The sequence below is a fragment of the Legionella sp. PC997 genome, assembly GCF_014109825.1.
Classification (GTDB): domain Bacteria; phylum Pseudomonadota; class Gammaproteobacteria; order Legionellales; family Legionellaceae; genus Legionella.
Genome location: NZ_CP059576.1, coordinates 1269918 through 1287569, shown reverse-complemented (window position 1 = coordinate 1287569; position 17652 = coordinate 1269918). Strand labels below are relative to the sequence as shown.

Below are 17652 nucleotides of genomic sequence, written 5' to 3'. Positions count from 1 at the left end.
CTCCTTTTTATTACTCAAGACAAGTTTTCACTCTGCGTGAAAATACTCCATTTTTATGTTTAATTTGCCACTTAAAGAGTACTTTTTAAATCCGGATAAGATGATTTAAAAATATTTTTATGGTCCTAAATATTGTTTGGCGCATTTAACAAAAAATTGTAATGGGCAAATTGTTGATGCTCATACAATAGTAAAAAATATTTAAGGGAAATTTCAGAAAACAAACATGTCTACTATCCGACTTCTTCTTTCTTTAATAAAAAAAATCTATAAGCCTAAACAAAAATTGAAATGGAAAGACGAGGTGTTGACAATTGATCGCATATTTTAAATTTTTCTAGTTAGCGAGCAATTGTCAATAAAATACTTAATGTACTTTTACTATTGTTTGTATTAGGTAGCCATGGAACTGGAAGGTAACACTTTTTCTTCGGATAACCTTGCCACAACCACTCGTCCATAACGCTGGATGGGCCTTTCAAAGAAAAAATATGAAACTGTAGCCAATCCTATTGATATTATGATCACAGACAGTGCTGCTAATAAGTTATTTAGTGTTGCAATACATGGTTCTTGATTAAAAAGAATGCCATGAATAAGGCCATTAATTGTTTGATGATACATATAAAGTCCATAAGAAATCATACCAGTTTTTATCAAGAGTCGATTGCACCAAATTTTATTGAAAATACTATTTTTATAAGTATACACGCGAAGAATTGCAATCGCCCACATGATAGATATCACGCTTTGCTTCAGTGGAAAAATAGTATCCATCATTCTAGGCCACCATGAAGGTGTAAAATTCATGGTAATTATGTATAAAAAGAATAAAGCAATGAGATCGAGTACTACCCTGTAATGAGACACAAAATTAAAAGCTTTCTTACTTCTTAAGATAAGTGCCAATACCACACCGTACATAATTCCATCCATACGGGATGGAAGGAGCACATAAGCTGCATACCAATCTCCAAAAATTTTCAGGAACACATCGCGGAAAACTGGAGCTATAAAGAGACTTGCTATAACTAAAGTAATTAGTCTTTTTTTGGGCATAAAATAAACGGCAAGAGGAAACAATAAATAAAACTGATCTTCTATTGCTAAGGACCATGACATAGCCATCCATCTGGGACCACCATACCCATGAATTGCAATGGGGATGCTTTGGGTGAAGGTGGCAAAAGTCCATAATGGAGGCCTATATTTTGCTAAAAGCCAGTTATTGAAACGCGTAATATGAAAATGATCCGTTATAAAAATTGCTGCTGCATAGGATGCGAGCATCAAAAGCAACGGGAAAAATACGAGTCACTCGTTTAATCCAAAAAATTTTAAAAAAGTGAGGCTTGTTTTTAGTATCAAGAAGGATACCGCCTATGAGAAAGCCTGAAAGAACAAAAAAAAGATCGACACCGCTTAATAAAAGTTGGAAGGTATGTTGGCGAAAAAGTGTTACCCATGGGTTAGAGTTAGATATAATACCGGTCAAGCAGTGTAATACCAACACTGAAAGACAAGCATAGCCTCTAATGCCATCTAGTTCAGGAGTATGTTTCAAATGGGTGCCAACCCAAGGGCCAGTAGATGGGACATAAGATTTTGAAGGAAAAAGTTTTTTAAAAAAAATATTGGAAGCAAACTTAGGAACTAATTTTTTTAGATTTTGTGCCCATACAATTAAGAACCTTACATCAATTCCCTTAGATATCTTTAACATTGATTTTAATCTCCTTATATTAAGATCTTGCATATTATCTCAACTGAATTTGAAAACAAAGATGTAGCTATAATGTAACTAAAGTTTTCAAGTTTTCTGCTAATTATCTAATTATTAGGAAATTATGAGGGATTATGGAATGTGATTTGCGTGCTGTTTAAACCAGTTAGAGTAGCCTGGTTGAGCACAACCAGGATTTCATTCCCAATATTTTGATTACCCGGAAATCACAATGACTTTTTTTAAAAATACTTTTGGGAAACTTCATGTTAATTATCGTGATAGGAGTATCAAGATACTTTTTAAAATTGTGCCAAAAATTGCGGTACACTTAGATTGGTATACTTTTGAAATTTTTTATCATACCTTATTGATTTTACTATGCCGGATAGGTGCGGCAACTATTCTTACAGGAATTGGATTATTTGCTTATGATCGCTATAAGGAAAATGAGGATAAAGTGAACTCAAATTTAGAGTTAGAACCCCGTTCTAATTTTTGCTTCTAAGTTTTCCGTTTGAGTATCCAGTTTAATACAGCCAACTTGGGAACAACCAAGTTGGCACCCTCCAATAAAATAGTGTTTGATCAAAAATCAATCACAGTGGCAGCATTCTTCATTTCATCACTATTGCAACAAGAAGTATTGCATCAAAATTGGGGGTAATTGAATTTTTCATATGAAGCTCCAAAAAAGTTCGGCGAATAATCTTTGATTACACTCGCTGACTGGAGAAGTAGAGGGGGCACTTAAATCATTCATTTTCATTTCACTAACATGGTAAGATACATTTCAGGAGGGTTAAATTTTTAAAAAATTGGATGATTCATCGAAATTATGGAAAATAAAACTTTATCCGCTTTATTAACAGCATCAAAAATGACTCTTGCGGGAATTATAGCTTGTATCTTTTCATTCCTTGTTCCTTGGACTTATAGTTTTTGGGCTGTTATTAGCGTCGCTGCTGTGACCCGTCCCGGATTAACCCACACTTATTTAAAAGCTATTGCTAGAAGTGCTGGCACACTCATTGGTGCAATTCTTGCCTATCTATCCTTTTGGCTCGCCGGCCACAATGCATTAATATTAATTTTATGCTTTTTTACAATTATTTCTCTTGTTAGCTATCTTTCATTGCAGCGATCATTTCTTAGTTATTGCGGTATTATTATTGGAATAACTGTAATAATCATTCTATCCAGTTCTGCGCAATATGAGCCGATCACCACCATTATTTTACATAGAATTATTGATGTTTTGGTTGGAATATTAGCAATATTACTAGTCAATATCCTTCTTAGATTTTTCTTTCAAAAAAATGAACCCGTTAAAGAGAATTTGAAAATGGAGTTTCTCAGCAATTTTGAGTTGCTATTTAACTGGTACGAAAATAAATATCTAATTAAAACTGCTATAGCAATTGGTTTTACAGCGAGCCTGACTTTTTTGCCTTGGTTGTATTTGAAATATCCGGGAGGATTTTGGGTTACTGTTTGTTGTCTCTTTATAATGGAGGAAAACATAATCAACGTAAAAGAAAAAATTTGGTTAAGATTTCTAGCCCATGTACTAGCCGCAGCTATTGGAGCCATTTCCGCGTTTTTAATTGGTACTCACCAATGGCTAACTCTTATTCCTCTATCAATGACCTTTTTCTTTTGTGGATATATTATGGTTACTAGCGATGTCTATGGAAAAGCAGCAAATACTTTGGCTATTGCCGTATGTATTATGCTTCTTTCAGGATCCAGCGAGGGCACAAGCCTTACAATAACGGCTTCACGGTTTATTAATACCATCATCGGATTAGGATTAGGATTTTTCTCCACTTGGCTTTTTATATCGAGGAAAGCACCACCTCCTCATCTACTCGAAGAACATGAGCATTTAAGATAATCAAAGAACTTTTTTATGATACGCTTCAGTAAGTTCCATTTTGGAACTCACTGCCTAAAACTTTAAATTTGGTACTCACTGTCTATCAAATCTTACAAATTTCCATTTAAGTCTTTTCGAGATTTAAAAAGTAACGAGTCGCTTTAAGTTCGCCAGTTCGTTTGAGAATATTTTTTTTCACCAAGTCATTCAAATCTCTGGTTGTTGTAGCGATCGGTGCGCCTGTTATGCTCATATAATTTTTAGCACTTAAACCACCAACAAATCCATCTGGTCCGGCGTGAAATAATTTTAATAAAACTTTTTCTTGCCTTGGATTAATTTTCCCTTCCGCTTCCCTTAAAATAACGGCCTTCTTAATAATAAAATCAATATACAAATAAGTGCTTTGTTGCGCTTCTAAAGCGATGTTAGCAAACCAGATTAACCAAGATGTGAGATCTAAGGTTTTACTTGCTAAACCTAACTGTTGATAATATTCCTTTCTCTTTTTTAATAATATTTTTGCCAATACTGTCATTACTGGTTTTGAAAATCCTTGTGATAGAGCTTTTTCTGCTATAGCTCGTCCTATTCTTCCATTCCCATCCTCAAAAGGGTGGATGCTCTCAAACCATAAGTGGGCTATTCCTGCTCGAGTTAATGTCGGTAAAGGTGCTGCTCCGACTGGAGAGCTCCTTTCAAACCAATTAATAAATTGATCCATTTCGGCCAGAACACGTGTTGAGGGAGGGGCTTCAAAATGGATTTTTCGATCATAATCAGGTCCAGAAAGAATTTGCATTGCTTCTTCATGCTTACGATATTGACCAATATGTTCCAAATGCTGGCTAGCCCCCATTAAAAATTGATGCCATTCAAATAAAATCTGGTGTGTTAGGGGGCTAGAAATCGTTTGATATAAATTAACCATCATTTTAGCGATCCCACGCTCTGCCAAGCTAGCTCCTGGAACTTTTACAGACAAGCCTAACTCTTTTTGTATAGAAGATTGCACGCTATCTTTATTTAAATGCTCTCCCTCTATTTCAGAGCTATCTAAAGCGTCCGTACACATTAAATCAATAAATAAATTTTGCTTACCTTCCTGAGAAATGTGTTGCGAAGAACCAATAATAATACCTGCATTCTCAGTAAAAGATTGCTCAAGCATAACTAATTTATCTGAGTCCCAAGTAAATTTTGGCCAATTTTCAAGCTGCCAATTCCATTTCATGATTAATAACCTCATATTTTATTAATCAAAATATAGCACAATAGTGATTAATAAAGTATGGGTTTTTTAATCAGAGAACTAGGGATTTTTAGTCTCTTTAGCAAGTGAGAGGGGGAAATTTTCACTTGTTTACTTTCATTTTAGGTCAGAGATAACTGATATTTTTACCAGAGATCATTGTTCCACCCTCCTCCCATGTGAGTTATTAACACAGATATTATACTTTTAAAAATGAATTGCGCTGCCGTCTAATACGGGCTACGCGCTACGCTAGCTATGCTGCGTGGTTTAGGTTTGCGAATTTGTAATGAAATTACTTCATTGAGTCGCTTATTTATTGAACATGCTGCGATATAATGGGTGATTTCCGTTATTGCTTTCTATAATATGTGATTTTATTCTAAAATAACTTTACAAGGCTTCATATCATGTACACTCCTACAGAAATTGATAATTCGTCCTTCAGAAATCTGCTTCATAGTACAATAGCCCAAATTGATTCGTTTTATGGGACTTTTAAGGATAAATATGAGACAAATGATAAGGGAAAATTGAATTTTCTAACATCATACACAAATGGTTCTTCGGCTTTTAGAAAGGATATTTTAGATGATTCAAAATATATTCTTCAGAGTTTAAAACGTAGTCCACCAAGAAATTTAGAGGAATTAAAAGGATTTTTTGAAGCTACAATAGGTAAGTTACAGAGTAAATGCCTTAAGAATGGCTTTCATGAATCTTCATTATTAAATCTGCTAAAAGAAATTTGTTCCAATTTAGAAAGCATTAATTCTAACGAATTAAAAGAAAATACAAGTATATCTTTTGGGAAATAGCGGGATCAGAGTTGGTAACAGCAAGCGTAGGTTGTCTTCGTCTAATACGAGCTACGCTTGCTAAAATGGTTAACAACGTGCTTATTAATGCTGGCTGGATAGTTCCTGGTAATGATGGCAAAGCCTCTCAGAAGCGTAGAATTAAAGGGGTTGGCATTCCCAGATGCTATGTGTTCACCGAAAAAGTCTGGTCTGATGAGTTTTAATTGTCCCATTTGTTCCACTTATTTTTAAGTACACTGTTCAGAAATTTAATTTGTTGTTTTGGTATTGCCGAGGCTACGGGCACGACACTACGACGCTGATTTTTGGATACTACGACAAGATGCAAATTGTTCTATAATTAACAACAAATGAATGGAGTTTAAAAATGGAATTTAGAGATAAATTATATTCATTATTCAAGTTTCACCTATGTTTGAGCAATGGTGTTTGTGATAGAGATGGTCATTACGTTCCGATTGATGATGCAATTAGTGGTGACTTTGATTCTAATCGAAAGCATTTTAGAGAAGGTGAACTTGGCAGGAACTGCCTGCCAAATTCAAAAATCCAAACATCAGTATGTTCCATTTTGGAACCCACTGCTTAGATTCTCAGAATGAACTCCCCGGGATTTCCGGATAGTTCAAAATTAAAGAATATATATTATCCAGCAGCACTATATTGAATATTAAAATCTAAAGCCTTAGCAATTGGTTTAGAATTTTTCCCAATTTTCTTCATTTCAATAATTCCGTAGCGAGCCATTGTGCTAAGTGTACGACTCAAATTGCCAGGTTCACGTTTACTTAAGGCAGCAAGCTCTTTAATTGACTCAGGCTTTTGTTCATCGATTATTTTCAATAGTCTCATATTGTTTTCATTTAATACTTCACAAAGTGATTTGATTGAACTAAACCAAATCTTAGGTTCATTTTTTTTAGGTTTATAACGCCCAGAAGCAATTTCAATAGTACGACTTTGAAATTTATCTCGTGACATAATACCAACTTGTAATGTTTTCATTTTTTATCTCCATTATTCAATTTTTGAATAATTGAATTCACTTCTTGAAAAAAATCTCGCAAAAGCTGTTCAGCACTTTCAAACTCATAAGGAGTTCCCTTATCATTTATTGAGGTATGAACGTGATCATACTTAATAATACGCCCCGAATACCGACCGCTTTCTTTAACTTTGATTCCATGTGCATTATCAAACCCTAGAATCCGCTGATTGTAATTATCATGAAGAGTTAGATTATATCTAATACCATGAGGCCTCTCTTCAGTTGGCTCAACTAAAAATGCTTCTATCTTGTACCAATAACCATTTTCCTCTGTGTATTCCGTACCATCTAATGCAAGTAAATTTTCTAGCCCTACATCCTTCATTAAAAATCCAAAGATATCATCCGGTGATATTCATAGTATAATATAAATTCCGGATAAATAGTTCTTTTAAGTTAATTAAAATTCTAGACAGCAAGATCGGACCCTAGGCACTGTATATCCATCCTCCTATTCTCTAGTTATAACCAAACAAGATTGGCGTGATATTCTATAATTATAAAGTGCCAGTCACTGAATATCCTGCTGGAGCAACTTTAAAGGAATATAATGAATACAGGGCCATTAAATACAACCACTATTAACGAAAGTCATCTGGAATATGATTTGTCAAAATTTGATGATATTTTTAAATTAATAAAAAATGAACAAATAGGTGTCATAAAACAAAAAATTATAGAATATGCTAAAACCAAATTAAAACTTGAGCATTACCATTACCTTTTCTTATATAAACCTGACGAATCAATTAATAACATTGATTCGGATAGAATCTATTGGGCAGTTACTGGTGACATTAGTAAAGATATTTTACTTATAATAAATAGTAATGGGGGGCAAATTGAACCAGCATATTTTATTTCTAAGATCTGTAAAGAAAAATCAAAAAGTAAATTTGTTGTATCAATCCCTAGCAGAGCAAAATCTGCAGCCACACTAATTGCTCTGGGTGCCGACGAAATCCATATGGGTTCATTAAGTGAACTTGGTCCAATAGATCCTCAATTTAAAGGGCTTCCCGCTCTAAGTTTAAGTAGTGCTTTGGAATGTATTTGTGATCTTTGTAAAAAATTCCCAGAAACATCAAACATGTTTGCTGAATATTTGGCTAAAACTCTTACATTAGAACAATTGGGTTATTTTGAAAGAATTTCAGGATCCGCTGAACATTATGCTATTCGTTTATTAGAAAACAAAACAAAATTACTAGCCAATAAACCTGACGAAATATCACATAGATTAGTGTATGAATATAAAGATCATTCTTTTGTAATAGATAAAGATGAAGCAAAAGAAATTTTTGGGTCCAAAATAGTAAAATTAAATTCAGATGAATACCTAATTGGTTCCGAAATTTATCATTTTCTTGAAAAAGTCAGTCTCATATTAAAATATGAAAAAAAACTAGATATAAAAATTGTTGGTACTATTGAGCAAATGGAAATTTTTAAAATTTAAAAAGCACAATAAACTAGGACATGTGACCAGAAACTGAATCCTATATATATGCTGTGTAAATATAATTTTATACTAGGGAAATCACATTGAATTTATATCAAACTCTATTTTAGGAGGTAGATCAGTCATAGCATAATGAACAAATTGTTTGCCCAGTTGGGTTAGCTCATATGGCTCAATATCATCAAATGCAGATTTAACAGTATTACTTTGGGTGTTAGATCCACTTTTGCTGCTACTTTTTAAATACCTTCCATGATAATCAGTTTGTCTATATTGTCTAATAACTCCGCCAGTGGACAGATCTCTAATTAACAATTTAAATAGGTCTGCATCTGCTGAATCTTCTCTAACGGCTATTTTATTCATCTTTTTCCATATTCCTGCTCTTGTTATTCCATTTGTATTATATATAGCGCTTATTACTTTAAAATGAAATTCAGAATAGATATCAATCCAATCAATAAAAAGCTTGATTACATCGTCGCTAACCAAATTAGTAGCTGCTGTATTAGATAAAATATTTCTAATTAAAACCCTTTTCTCTTCACTTTCAGCACCCGACCAATCTCTAAAAGCTTTTCGCATCAACGACTGGTATTCTTTGCTTTCAATTCGTTCAATAATTTTTTTATCCTGTAAATCGAGTCTTGCCATTATCTCAATAACAGTTCTATATTTTTCCTTTAGCTCATCCTCAAGCATACAAAGCCAATGTTCAAAAAATTTATTTGCTCTATCCTGTTCTTTTTCAGACCAATATCCTGCAATAGCAGAGAGCCCTCCACCAACCAAAGGAATTACTCCCCCAACGGCTTGGAGGGCTGCTCGTCCTATTTTTGATGCTCTATTACTTTCTGGTTTGTCTTTATTTTCAGTCATTTTACTCACTTAAACTTAAAAAATAATATCAGCCTCTACCTACTTTAAAAGTATTACCAATTGGAGTTACTTTTTTTAAAAGATCTTTATGAAATGCTGATGATAACCTTTGACTACCTTCAAACCAAGTACAGCTCATATTATCATCTTTATCAATAGATTCTATGGCCATATTTGGTCCGCCAGAATTCAGTTTCACTACATCGCCTACTTGAATTTCAACCTTCATATTTTTCACTCCCAATTAATCCATGATCTGTGACGTTAAAGTATAGATAAATAATTACATTTTTACTAAATGCATCACTGCAATATTGTGCAGTGACGCAGGAATATTCAACATCACTGACCCTCCAACACTAAGACTTAAAAGATCATCTGTCCTGACGCACCAGATAAGATAGGACAAAATATTTCCTGTAACGGTATTGCTCCCAGATCTACACTTTGTTATTTTTTAGATGCAGCATGACTGATGAATCGGTGAAAATCCGATGAAACGCTTAGGCGTCTTATGCTAAGCCACTCTCATTCCCTAACCTTGTGGCTGGACGTATAGTCGGGAAACCCTTCAGGAACCTTTACCGTTCGGTAAAGGGAGTTCTTCGGAACTCTAAGTCATTTCATTTGACCATGGATTAGAGATAAAGCCCTGCTTTATCGCTTGCATTTACTTTATTTTATTGAGGAGAAAACCCCCAGAAAAACTACAGCAGTGCCGGCGAGATCGTTTGCCTTATAACGATTGATTTGCCCCGCTTCTTCGAGCTTTACGGCTTTGCTGGTTTCAACAGAGAGTGAAACCGCTCGACCAACACTAAACAATACACAGGGCATTTATTTTTTAATTCATTTTTGCGGATAGGAAGATGCGTACACAATCCTTAAGACAATTCGCTAATCGACAAATCAAACAGGATAGGCAAGGTAAATACCTGTATCGTAAACACCGTGCCTATGTCATCCATAAGATGATTGATGACTTGTTTGTTATTCGGCAAATGCCACCTTCATGGCAGGCGTTGCAATCTGAGCAGGTGCACAAGCTAGTGCGTTACTGGAAAAAACAGAATGTTAATACAGTCACTATAATGCGATACATGACCATTATTCGCCGTTTTTTGCGGATGAGCGATTGTCCTATTAGCAATATTGATAACCAATCCCTTGAACTCACAAGACCTAAAGCAAGAAAAAAGAGGAGGAAAATAATCCCTCCCGATATTTGGAAGTCACTTCATGATCCTATAGCCAGAGTAATCATGGGATTACAAACAGAGTTCGGACTCACTTTCAAAGAAGCGATTCTGATTAAGCCACATATTCATGTCAGCGAACGCTCTCTTTGGATAACCCGAGAAATTACTTTTAATTCCAGCGACCGTACCATACCTGTACGAACTGAAAACCAGACAGTGGTACTCAATCTTTTTAACTGGCTCACGCAACAAAATGGTAACTTTCTCCAATTAAAATCTTATGAGGAAATCCGCATCATCTGGCGCAGTGCATTGGCAAAGTACCGTTTATCCAGTACCAAAAGCTGGCGATATTTGTATGCCAAACAAATGTATTCTTGCCTGCTACCTGAATATGAAAACTACAAGACTTGCTTGCTGATACGTGATGAGATGGGAATAAAATCTCGGAATACTCTGTGGCTATATCTTAAAGACTAAAAATTTAACTGGGACAATTGGGACTTGCGGGACAGCCCATAAATACTGGCTTATAGCCGACCCAATATGTCCCAACATTTAAAAATATTGGGACAAATGTTCTGATTTATCGAGAAAAATTACTCTCCACCCCAAATTTTATCTGTAAATACATATAATCTGGGTGTTCCAACGCCTTTAACTCTTGGTTTATGAGAGGGCAATCCATCTGCTGCTGGCTTTAACCAACCTTCATTCATTAATACACGCACTACCATTCGAGGCTCAAACCCCAGACATAGCTCTTTTTTAAAGACTTCCGTCAATACCATATACACGCGAAAACCCGCCTCATCGGTACAATAAAACCCGGCACGATTTTGAATCCTCTCATTGTTTGGCGTTCTGATATTATCAAACCGACTGGCACCATGAGATTCAAAAAATGCTCTGACTTGAGCTAATATCGCTCTGTCCTCCTTGTTGCCCTCCATGCCAAAATGTTCCAGCCATGTTCTATAACATTTGTAAGCCGCGTAGGTAGACTCGCCTTCTTGCCAGCCGGTCAATCCATATTGGCTAGCCAATTCGCCTGCTACTGCAACCAAGGCAAACCTCCGGGCTACGCGGATAATTTGCCCCGTTGAATCCGGTAAGACAGTACTATTCACAAATTCTTGCATCGCATCAGCAATGCCAGTTGCAATACTTGGTTGATTTTCCACCACCTCTTGCAGCCATGCCATGCCCACTGCACCATAATACTTACTGGAGTATTCCTTTAAGGATAAGGCCATGGTAGCAGGGCTAAGTTGATTATGGATATTTTCAAAAATCCCCTTTTGCAACCCAGCATCAGCTTCAATATCTGCTAACCTTATTTCTTGGCCTGCATTCGTTTTCTGCCCTACTCTGGCCATCAAAGACATTAATGATTCCTCTCCAGCAGAGAGAAAAAACAATGACCATCGAGACGATGGCTTGACCGTTCCATGACGTGAGGCTCGCGTTTTACCTTGACCATTGGCCAGTAAATAAGCCGCTTCCCCTGCTTCTTTGGGATCCATCTGACTTAATTCATCCAGAATTAATAAGCCATCGTTATGCAGAGCAGCCAGTCCTTCAAGTCCGTTAGTGGTACTGCGCCATAATCGGCAGTATGCCTGTGGATTACCCCAAACCGAAGCCGCTATTTTTAAAGCGGTACTTTTACCACTAGAAGAAGCTCCTCTGAAATGAAATCCGCCTGAATCCTCACCAGCAATCTTAGCTAAAGCAGGAGCAAAAGCAGTAGATATGGCAAAAACCAACCGAGAATTGCCAGAGGCAAGACGGCCTATTGATTCACGCCAATCATCTACAGTGCCGGATACAGACATAGCAGATTCAATCGCATGACTATTTGAAAAACAATTTTCTCGGAGGAATGTCCTATGATTTGTGAAGCAGTGACAAAGAGGTTTTCATGCCAACCCAGTTTTTCAACACAACGTGCCCGATCTTCAACTGGAAAGACTTGTAAATAAGTAGCCAGTAAATCCCGAGAAATTCTATGAGGTGAAATAGTTAAACCTAGGCTAGCCAATTCCCGTCTAACTTCGGAGGCATCTCCTTGTAATAAAGCTAAAGGCATAGCCCATTGATGAATGATTCCATCATCATCCTGCCATTCGAGTAATCTACCCCACTCCCCACTTTTAGCATCACGAGTTTTAGCTACTACATACAAAGGAGAACAAATCCTTTGGCGCCATTGGATTACCGTCTTTATCTTTTCCAAGGAAAGACACGCCCTGCTCATTTAATTTAAAACAACCTCCAGCGTATTCACAGGTTATAGGGCTATGACCGTTTTTGTTTTTTAACATAATAATTTGATTTTGCAGCATCATTTTACTCCGGCAACGTTCATGGCAGATAGAGACCCTATCCATCCGTGAACAATCTATTTTCTTCAATGGAATTTATTCGTTGACCAGAGAAAGCAACTCCCCAACGTCACTAGTAGAGCGATAGATTTTCTGTTGCTGGAGAAAAGACAGCACATCACTTTTGCGATACAAAACCTTATGGCCTATTTTAAGATAGGGAACGCCCTTTCCTTCCCAACGATTGCGTTCCAAAAGTTGGGTGGAACAATCTAAAACAGCCGCCAAAGTGTGTTGATTAAACAACGCAGAAGTTGGTGCGGATTCAAATTCGTTTAATAGTTGTAACCGAGATAGTTTTTTATTCATATGGAACCTCATCAAATGATTATTCATTCAGCTTAATGCCGACGGTACGCGTCCTGCTCGATGAATATCAATTGACTGTGTCCGGCCGGATAATAGTCGTGATATTTCATTTTCCGTGACTTTTACAGGACCGTGGACCCGCAAAAGTTTACTGCTCGCGATAAGTATTGCTTGGAATTTAAAAGGGCGTCAAGCGCTTTAAAGCCTCGTGATCTTATTGTTATTAAATGATACTTTTTGTTACTAAAAAAATTTTTCTTGAAAAATATGTCCCATTTGTCCCAAGCGATTTCTTTGAATCGGGACATTGAAAATTTAGTGTTTATAAGTTTGTCCCGATTGTCCCATTTGACCCATTATTTTAGTAAATGATTTACCTTTAAAAAGACCACATTTGGTTATTCATGCATAACACATTGCAAATCTATTTTTTCGTATTTTAAGTTTAATTTGTCTCGAAAGATATTGAGAAAATATAATATGGTAAAATTTACCCAATCTAACCAGAAAACCCTCGTTCAACCTTGCTCAATTTATATAGAAAATTCATTAGTTATTTTTCTATCCTTGGTGCATGAGTGCACCATATTTATGGTGAACACATAAATTATTGAGTCGAAAAATCATATAAGTTAAGCAAAGGTTGTTTATTATGGCTCACCATGAGAGCGCACCACCTATTCACCGCCATTTTTTTCAATATTTTATAAAAAAACCGTCCTCTATCCTTATACAGCCTTCTTAATATGGGCATTTTTAATAATGCGAAAGGTGTGTGTTATATTGATGTTTATAAGATATCTTTATTTTGCCTTGCCTTATTCATTTATAAATTAATTAATCTTTAGTGCAAAACAATTGCACGTCTGAGATTGATAAAATGTATCCATGGCATTAAAACGCTAGTGTCCATCTAGATCCCGATTATCTTGATTACTAGGCTAGGTGTAATAATCAGATTTAATGTATTGGCCTTACGTGTCATCTCACTTTGAATAGGTTATCTATTTTGTTTATTGATGGTAGCACCTTTTGAAATTAATTCCTCAGTATCCATTACTACAGAGAATGATCTTATCGATCCAATTTTTAATATATAGGGTTTTGATTTGATTTTTTTTACGTTTCTGTAAATAGCAATTCGTAACTCTTGCTGCCATTGGTACTTTTCCAATTTTCTAAAAACTCCTAATCGACCATTATACGAATCAGAAACATAATCAATATGTCTAATAAAAAAAGGTTCATTCGGAATTTGAATAATATTTTTTAAACTTTCCATAGCTGATTGAGTTTTTGATATAAATCTAGGGACATCCAAAATAACTATAGCTTTATCCCCTTTAAATTCTCGGAAATTTTTATCTAAAAAAAATTTGGTTATCCCTTCCGGTAATTTTTCAAATGAGAAAGCGCTTAAAGAAAATAAATTGGAATTTTCAACATAATTATTATGAAAATTACATCTACCAAAAACTCCATTAGGAATTAACTCATCTTTATCATTACTGATTTTAATAATAACGTCTTCAGCTCGATAACTTGAATCGATGCCTTCAAGATCATCCCCTACAGTATTTTTTTCTTCAAAATTCCTAAAATATTTGAAAGGATTCATATAAAGATAGCCTTTTAGAAGATCCTCCACATATTCATTTTTAATGATTTTAATTAATACCTGACAAGAAAACTTATTGTCAGGATATGTGTTCATAGATAATGGTAAATTATTAGCTTTTGTCATCGGTGTATTCAGAAAGTTAACCATTAATAAATAATAGCTTATAATTCTTGGCTTTTAGTACGAAGTAGAACTGCTTGTAATTATGAAAAGAGAAGTTAATAATTGTAGCTTTATCTTTTTTATCTAATAGATTAAAAATACGTAGTTAGTAGAGTAAGAATGTATAGGTTAAAATCCACAGTTTACTCATGAACTCTATTACTCAGCCTAGTAAGTGTCTTTAAAGATTTCAAATTAAGAAATTTGGTAATTGGAAAGATGGACTCTTTTAAGCCTAGTCGCATCATAGTTGCTTTATTGCATAATAAGACCTACCATTAGTCAATATGTGGAAAATATTTAGCTCGTGGAACCCGGTATAATCAAGGAGAGGTAATGAGCTTATATCTTGCAATTGGCCATATTGTAGGGGCATGCATTGTTCTTTTTCTATTTGAATCAGGGATACTATGGTTAGCAGCATATCAAATGAAAAAAAATGAAAAACTTGCTCTGCTAGAAATTTCATCATCCCTTGGTATTGATATAGCTGAGTTATATAAGGAAGAATTATCTCCTGGTTTAGCTCCTAAAATAACAGCATTTTTTCTTGATCGATTTAGTAATGACCTATTTAGAAATAGGATATCCGATTTATGTGGATCAATCTTAACTATATGGCAAGTATTAGGATTTCTTATTAATATAGCTCTGTTTATTTATGTTGTTTGGTTAACCTTTACAGAAAACATAAGTTACGCAAGATATGCATGGCTTATTATTCCTATTAGCGTATTTTTCTGGATTATTAGTTTTGTTTTTTCTATATTATGTTGGCTGATTACTGGGAGATATCCTGGACAAGCAAAGCAAGTAAGAAAATTAGTAGAAAATCAATAGTATTATTTCAAAATTAGCACCCCAATATACCCAGATCCAAGACCTCTGGTCATGGTTGTTAATGGAGTAAGAAATATAGATAAACAGCCGAACAATTTAGAGATCTCTCTTCGTTGTGAAATTCAATCATTGCTGCCTCTATTTAAACAGTAGCTACATATCCCGTCTTCTATATTATCTATATCCGTTTCCTGCACACCACATATTTTACATTCAAGATCACTGTCTGTTTTTTCAGTTTGGCAACTTAGGCATGCCATATGTGACTTAAAAAAGGAGAGATTATGACATTCAGGACAGTAAGTTAGATTATCAATCCCCGATTGCATATCCTCATGATTATATCTATCTGATGTAACCGCATAATTCAAAAGGTTGATAATATCATTTATAAATGTATCGCATTTTGAACATTTCCCTTCACAATCAAAAAGGTCATCACTATTGCATTGGTATACAATCAGTTTTGACCTACATTTTGGGCAAGTAGTATTTTTTAAATAAGCCTTTACCCAGCTAAAACAATTAATTCTATCAATGGTATCATGACATCGCTTCAGTTCTTTTGCCCACAATTGGTGCTCATTTAAAAGAACTTCCCAAGTGCTTTGGCCTAAGCATCTTTTTGTATCTAGTTTAAGATTCGACCGTATAAAATCGTCAATTAATACAAATGCATCTGATAGCAACTGTTTTAAAAGATCATTATTTTTTTGGGGAAATAGGTGCTCAATAAAATTTCTTTCTTTTCGAAACCCATCAAAATTGAGCCAGTCTATTTGTATCCCTAAGGATTGGCAACGTTTTTTAATTTCCGTAGTATCAATCGTTTTAGTAGGTAATTTGTCTGGATTTTTTCTTCTTACAATTACATCAGAACCATTTAATTCAAAATTTATATCTTCTGAAATTAATAAATATTGATCTTTTACTGGTGATAGTTCCCATAATTTTGCTTTATAGAGAAGAACTAGACCGGAATAGATGTTTCTAACCGCAGAAAGCATTCTTTTGGAATCATCTTTTGAAAAATCCTCAACACCCATTTGAATCGAGCTAATTGCATTAGAATATAGATTATTAGAGTTTTTCATTTGTATAATTTGTTGGGGATATACTTACAAGTGTAGTCTTTTATATCCAAACGTATTACAAATAATTCTAGTAGAGTGATTCTTGCGGCGCATTTATTTAATACTATTATCTTTAGAATATTGGTTAAAATCCTCATTAATTTTGCCAAACAGCGATTTCAATCTGATGAATATATATAAGAAACTAAATTACTTAGACTTATAAATGATCTACGTCCAGATTTTCTTGAATCTCTTTATAAGTTAATAAGGGGTCAAGTGGCTTTTCATTAAAACAAAAAATAATAAGTAGAATTGTATTAATGAAAAGCGGCTGATCCCATTATTTTTCCTTACTTACAATCAGGACTAAGATTCTTATCACTAAAATGCACCACTCCTTTCTTATCAGTACACTTATGAATAGTTATGATTGAATTTTGAATAGGTGTAGTTGAATTTGAATCATAATTATTATTTAAAGAGTTATAATCACTAGGGTATCCGCAAGTGCAAGATGGAGAATCTGTGCCATCAGCACAAATATTAAATCCTGTTGTAGAATTACATCCAGCCACTCCCCCATGGTGAGAGCAACAACCTGATTTGGCATATAAAGAAGAATTAAACAAGAATAAAACAATAGTAACTTCTATTAAGAATCTAGTATCCATATCGTGTCCTTTCGACTGAAATACTGATACTTAGAGTATAGATTAGAAAAAATGCAATATTTTATTGCGACACAGATGCGACACAAAAATTAAGTACCAAATAGATTTAACGTAACCTATTGATTTTACTATGCCGCTGCGCGGAATCGAACCGCGGACCTTTTGATTACGAATCAACTGCTCTACCGACTGAGCTACAGCGGCTTATGGAAAAGTATACCCAAGTTGTATGTTGATGCAACTTTTAGTAGACGTCTTAATTGTAAAATCGAAATACGCTCTTTTGTATATAAAAATAATGATTATTACTTTTTTTATTGTCT

Annotated in this window: 20 protein-coding genes, 1 tRNA gene and 1 pseudogene; 8 read left to right on the top strand and 14 right to left on the bottom strand. The window is 34.8% G+C overall.

Annotated features, from left to right (window positions below):
* Nucleotides 1-393: 393 nt before the first annotated feature.
* Both HBNCFIEN_RS05405 and HBNCFIEN_RS05400 read right to left on the bottom strand, forming a co-directional pair.
* Nucleotides 394-1290, bottom strand: coding sequence for an acyltransferase (locus tag HBNCFIEN_RS05405; protein ID WP_182393050.1), 897 nt, complete (start codon nucleotides 1288-1290; stop codon nucleotides 394-396).
* Nucleotides 1226-1723, bottom strand: a complete 498-nt coding sequence (locus HBNCFIEN_RS05400; RefSeq protein WP_182393049.1) for an acyltransferase — start codon at nucleotides 1721-1723, stop codon at nucleotides 1226-1228. The genes HBNCFIEN_RS05405 and HBNCFIEN_RS05400 overlap by 65 nt, the downstream gene beginning before the upstream one ends.
* 232 nt (nucleotides 1724-1955) lie before the next feature.
* Between HBNCFIEN_RS05400 and HBNCFIEN_RS05395 the strand changes: the two genes are divergently transcribed.
* On the top strand, nucleotides 1956-2231 hold the full coding sequence (locus HBNCFIEN_RS05395; RefSeq protein ID WP_182393048.1) for a hypothetical protein: 276 nt from the start codon (nucleotides 1956-1958) through the stop codon (nucleotides 2229-2231).
* A 330-nt stretch (nucleotides 2232-2561) separates the two neighbouring features.
* The gene (locus HBNCFIEN_RS05390; protein ID WP_182393047.1) at nucleotides 2562-3620 is read left to right on the top strand and encodes an FUSC family protein; all 1059 of its coding nucleotides are present in this window, start codon (nucleotides 2562-2564) and stop codon (nucleotides 3618-3620) included.
* Between the two features lie 106 nt (nucleotides 3621-3726).
* Here HBNCFIEN_RS05390 and HBNCFIEN_RS05385 read toward each other — a convergent pair whose 3' ends face one another.
* Complete coding sequence (locus HBNCFIEN_RS05385) at nucleotides 3727-4836, bottom strand: Fic family protein (RefSeq protein ID WP_182393046.1); 1110 nt, start codon at nucleotides 4834-4836, stop codon at nucleotides 3727-3729.
* A gap of 428 nt (nucleotides 4837-5264) precedes the next feature.
* Between HBNCFIEN_RS05385 and HBNCFIEN_RS05380 the strand changes: the two genes are divergently transcribed.
* The 3 genes from HBNCFIEN_RS05380 to HBNCFIEN_RS05370 all read left to right on the top strand — a co-directional run bounded on the left by HBNCFIEN_RS05380 (nucleotide 5265) and on the right by HBNCFIEN_RS05370 (nucleotide 6264).
* Nucleotides 5265-5672, top strand: a complete 408-nt coding sequence (locus HBNCFIEN_RS05380) for a hypothetical protein (RefSeq protein ID WP_182393045.1) — start codon at nucleotides 5265-5267, stop codon at nucleotides 5670-5672.
* A gap of 11 nt (nucleotides 5673-5683) precedes the next feature.
* A complete protein-coding gene (locus tag HBNCFIEN_RS05375; RefSeq protein ID WP_182393733.1) occupies nucleotides 5684-5878 on the top strand; it encodes a hypothetical protein in 195 nt (64 codons plus the stop codon).
* A 164-nt stretch (nucleotides 5879-6042) separates the two neighbouring features.
* A complete protein-coding gene (locus HBNCFIEN_RS05370) occupies nucleotides 6043-6264 on the top strand; it encodes a hypothetical protein (protein ID WP_182393044.1) in 222 nt (73 codons plus the stop codon).
* Nucleotides 6265-6320: 56 nt separating this feature from the next.
* On the opposite strand, the gene HBNCFIEN_RS05365 is transcribed toward HBNCFIEN_RS05370, so the two are convergent.
* Entirely contained in the window at nucleotides 6321-6680 is a 360-nt protein-coding gene (locus tag HBNCFIEN_RS05365) for a MarR family transcriptional regulator (RefSeq protein ID WP_011215191.1), read from the bottom strand.
* Nucleotides 6677-7048 carry a DUF6516 family protein gene (locus HBNCFIEN_RS05360; protein ID WP_182393043.1) on the bottom strand — a complete coding sequence of 124 codons (372 nt, stop codon included), beginning with the start codon at nucleotides 7046-7048 and terminating at the stop codon, nucleotides 6677-6679. Before HBNCFIEN_RS05360 ends, HBNCFIEN_RS05365 begins: the two co-directional genes overlap by 4 nt.
* A 225-nt stretch (nucleotides 7049-7273) precedes the next feature.
* Between HBNCFIEN_RS05360 and HBNCFIEN_RS05355 the strand changes: the two genes are divergently transcribed.
* The gene (locus tag HBNCFIEN_RS05355; protein WP_182393042.1) at nucleotides 7274-8182 is read left to right on the top strand and encodes an ATP-dependent Clp protease proteolytic subunit; all 909 of its coding nucleotides are present in this window, start codon (nucleotides 7274-7276) and stop codon (nucleotides 8180-8182) included.
* 81 nt (nucleotides 8183-8263) lie between these two features.
* Here HBNCFIEN_RS05355 and HBNCFIEN_RS05350 read toward each other — a convergent pair whose 3' ends face one another.
* The 3 genes from HBNCFIEN_RS05350 to HBNCFIEN_RS05340 form a co-directional block, all read right to left on the bottom strand.
* Nucleotides 8264-9064: a hypothetical protein gene (locus tag HBNCFIEN_RS05350; RefSeq protein WP_182393041.1), complete on the bottom strand. Its 801-nt coding sequence runs from the start codon at nucleotides 9062-9064 to the stop codon at nucleotides 8264-8266.
* A gap of 28 nt (nucleotides 9065-9092) precedes the next feature.
* Nucleotides 9093-9293 carry a YodC family protein gene (locus HBNCFIEN_RS05345; RefSeq protein ID WP_182393040.1) on the bottom strand — a complete coding sequence of 67 codons (201 nt, stop codon included), beginning with the start codon at nucleotides 9291-9293 and terminating at the stop codon, nucleotides 9093-9095.
* Between the two features lie 446 nt (nucleotides 9294-9739).
* Nucleotides 9740-9901, bottom strand: coding sequence for a hypothetical protein (locus HBNCFIEN_RS05340; RefSeq protein WP_182393039.1), 162 nt, complete (start codon nucleotides 9899-9901; stop codon nucleotides 9740-9742).
* A 32-nt stretch (nucleotides 9902-9933) separates the two neighbouring features.
* Here HBNCFIEN_RS05340 and HBNCFIEN_RS05335 point away from each other — a divergent pair, with 32 nt between their 5' ends.
* A complete protein-coding gene (locus HBNCFIEN_RS05335) occupies nucleotides 9934-10743 on the top strand; it encodes an integrase (RefSeq protein ID WP_182393038.1) in 810 nt (269 codons plus the stop codon).
* Between the two features lie 119 nt (nucleotides 10744-10862).
* Here the strand turns inward: HBNCFIEN_RS05335 and HBNCFIEN_RS05330 are convergent.
* From HBNCFIEN_RS05330 to HBNCFIEN_RS05320, 3 genes and pseudogenes are all read right to left on the bottom strand, one after another.
* Nucleotides 10863-12611, bottom strand: a pseudogene (locus HBNCFIEN_RS05330) (DUF927 domain-containing protein).
* 75 nt (nucleotides 12612-12686) lie between these two features.
* The gene (locus HBNCFIEN_RS05325; RefSeq protein WP_182393037.1) at nucleotides 12687-12959 is read right to left on the bottom strand and encodes a DNA-binding protein; all 273 of its coding nucleotides are present in this window, start codon (nucleotides 12957-12959) and stop codon (nucleotides 12687-12689) included.
* 1000 nt (nucleotides 12960-13959) lie between these two features.
* A complete protein-coding gene (locus HBNCFIEN_RS05320; RefSeq protein ID WP_182393036.1) occupies nucleotides 13960-14703 on the bottom strand; it encodes a hypothetical protein in 744 nt (247 codons plus the stop codon).
* A gap of 375 nt (nucleotides 14704-15078) precedes the next feature.
* On the opposite strand from HBNCFIEN_RS05320, the gene HBNCFIEN_RS05315 reads away from it, so the two are divergent.
* Nucleotides 15079-15582 carry a hypothetical protein gene (locus HBNCFIEN_RS05315; protein WP_182393035.1) on the top strand — a complete coding sequence of 168 codons (504 nt, stop codon included), beginning with the start codon at nucleotides 15079-15081 and terminating at the stop codon, nucleotides 15580-15582.
* A 122-nt stretch (nucleotides 15583-15704) separates the two neighbouring features.
* Here HBNCFIEN_RS05315 and HBNCFIEN_RS05310 read toward each other — a convergent pair whose 3' ends face one another.
* From HBNCFIEN_RS05310 to HBNCFIEN_RS05300, 3 genes are all read right to left on the bottom strand, one after another.
* Nucleotides 15705-16676: a hypothetical protein gene (locus HBNCFIEN_RS05310; RefSeq protein ID WP_182393034.1), complete on the bottom strand. Its 972-nt coding sequence runs from the start codon at nucleotides 16674-16676 to the stop codon at nucleotides 15705-15707.
* 332 nt (nucleotides 16677-17008) lie between these two features.
* A complete protein-coding gene (locus HBNCFIEN_RS05305) occupies nucleotides 17009-17329 on the bottom strand; it encodes a DUF4124 domain-containing protein (RefSeq protein ID WP_182393033.1) in 321 nt (106 codons plus the stop codon).
* A 131-nt stretch (nucleotides 17330-17460) separates the two neighbouring features.
* Nucleotides 17461-17533, bottom strand: a tRNA-Thr gene (locus HBNCFIEN_RS05300).
* Between the last annotated feature and the right edge of the window lie 119 nt (nucleotides 17534-17652).

Excerpts from the sequence above, each read along its gene's own strand:
- HBNCFIEN_RS05395 (WP_182393048.1), top strand. The coding sequence starts at position 1,956 with ATGACTTTTTTTAAAAATACTTTTGGGAAACTTCATGTTAATTATCGT.
- HBNCFIEN_RS05340 (WP_182393039.1), bottom strand. The coding sequence starts at position 9,901 with ATGCCCTGTGTATTGTTTAGTGTTGGTCGAGCGGTTTCACTCTCTGTT.
- HBNCFIEN_RS05405 (WP_182393050.1), bottom strand. The coding sequence starts at position 1,290 with ATGCTCGCATCCTATGCAGCAGCAATTTTTATAACGGATCATTTTCAT.
- HBNCFIEN_RS05400 (WP_182393049.1), bottom strand. The coding sequence starts at position 1,723 with ATGTTAAAGATATCTAAGGGAATTGATGTAAGGTTCTTAATTGTATGG.
- HBNCFIEN_RS05325 (WP_182393037.1), bottom strand. The coding sequence starts at position 12,959 with ATGAATAAAAAACTATCTCGGTTACAACTATTAAACGAATTTGAATCC.
- HBNCFIEN_RS05305 (WP_182393033.1), bottom strand. The coding sequence starts at position 17,329 with ATGGATACTAGATTCTTAATAGAAGTTACTATTGTTTTATTCTTGTTT.
- HBNCFIEN_RS05355 (WP_182393042.1), top strand. The coding sequence starts at position 7,274 with ATGAATACAGGGCCATTAAATACAACCACTATTAACGAAAGTCATCTG.
- HBNCFIEN_RS05345 (WP_182393040.1), bottom strand. The coding sequence starts at position 9,293 with ATGAAGGTTGAAATTCAAGTAGGCGATGTAGTGAAACTGAATTCTGGC.
- HBNCFIEN_RS05365 (WP_011215191.1), bottom strand. The coding sequence starts at position 6,680 with ATGAAAACATTACAAGTTGGTATTATGTCACGAGATAAATTTCAAAGT.
- HBNCFIEN_RS05350 (WP_182393041.1), bottom strand. The coding sequence starts at position 9,064 with ATGACTGAAAATAAAGACAAACCAGAAAGTAATAGAGCATCAAAAATA.
- HBNCFIEN_RS05370 (WP_182393044.1), top strand. The coding sequence starts at position 6,043 with ATGGAATTTAGAGATAAATTATATTCATTATTCAAGTTTCACCTATGT.
- HBNCFIEN_RS05385 (WP_182393046.1), bottom strand. The coding sequence starts at position 4,836 with ATGAAATGGAATTGGCAGCTTGAAAATTGGCCAAAATTTACTTGGGAC.
- HBNCFIEN_RS05310 (WP_182393034.1), bottom strand. The coding sequence starts at position 16,676 with ATGAAAAACTCTAATAATCTATATTCTAATGCAATTAGCTCGATTCAA.
- HBNCFIEN_RS05390 (WP_182393047.1), top strand. The coding sequence starts at position 2,562 with ATGGAAAATAAAACTTTATCCGCTTTATTAACAGCATCAAAAATGACT.
- HBNCFIEN_RS05380 (WP_182393045.1), top strand. The coding sequence starts at position 5,265 with ATGTACACTCCTACAGAAATTGATAATTCGTCCTTCAGAAATCTGCTT.
- HBNCFIEN_RS05315 (WP_182393035.1), top strand. The coding sequence starts at position 15,079 with ATGAGCTTATATCTTGCAATTGGCCATATTGTAGGGGCATGCATTGTT.
- HBNCFIEN_RS05360 (WP_182393043.1), bottom strand. The coding sequence starts at position 7,048 with ATGAAGGATGTAGGGCTAGAAAATTTACTTGCATTAGATGGTACGGAA.
- HBNCFIEN_RS05320 (WP_182393036.1), bottom strand. The coding sequence starts at position 14,703 with ATGACAAAAGCTAATAATTTACCATTATCTATGAACACATATCCTGAC.
- HBNCFIEN_RS05335 (WP_182393038.1), top strand. The coding sequence starts at position 9,934 with ATGCGTACACAATCCTTAAGACAATTCGCTAATCGACAAATCAAACAG.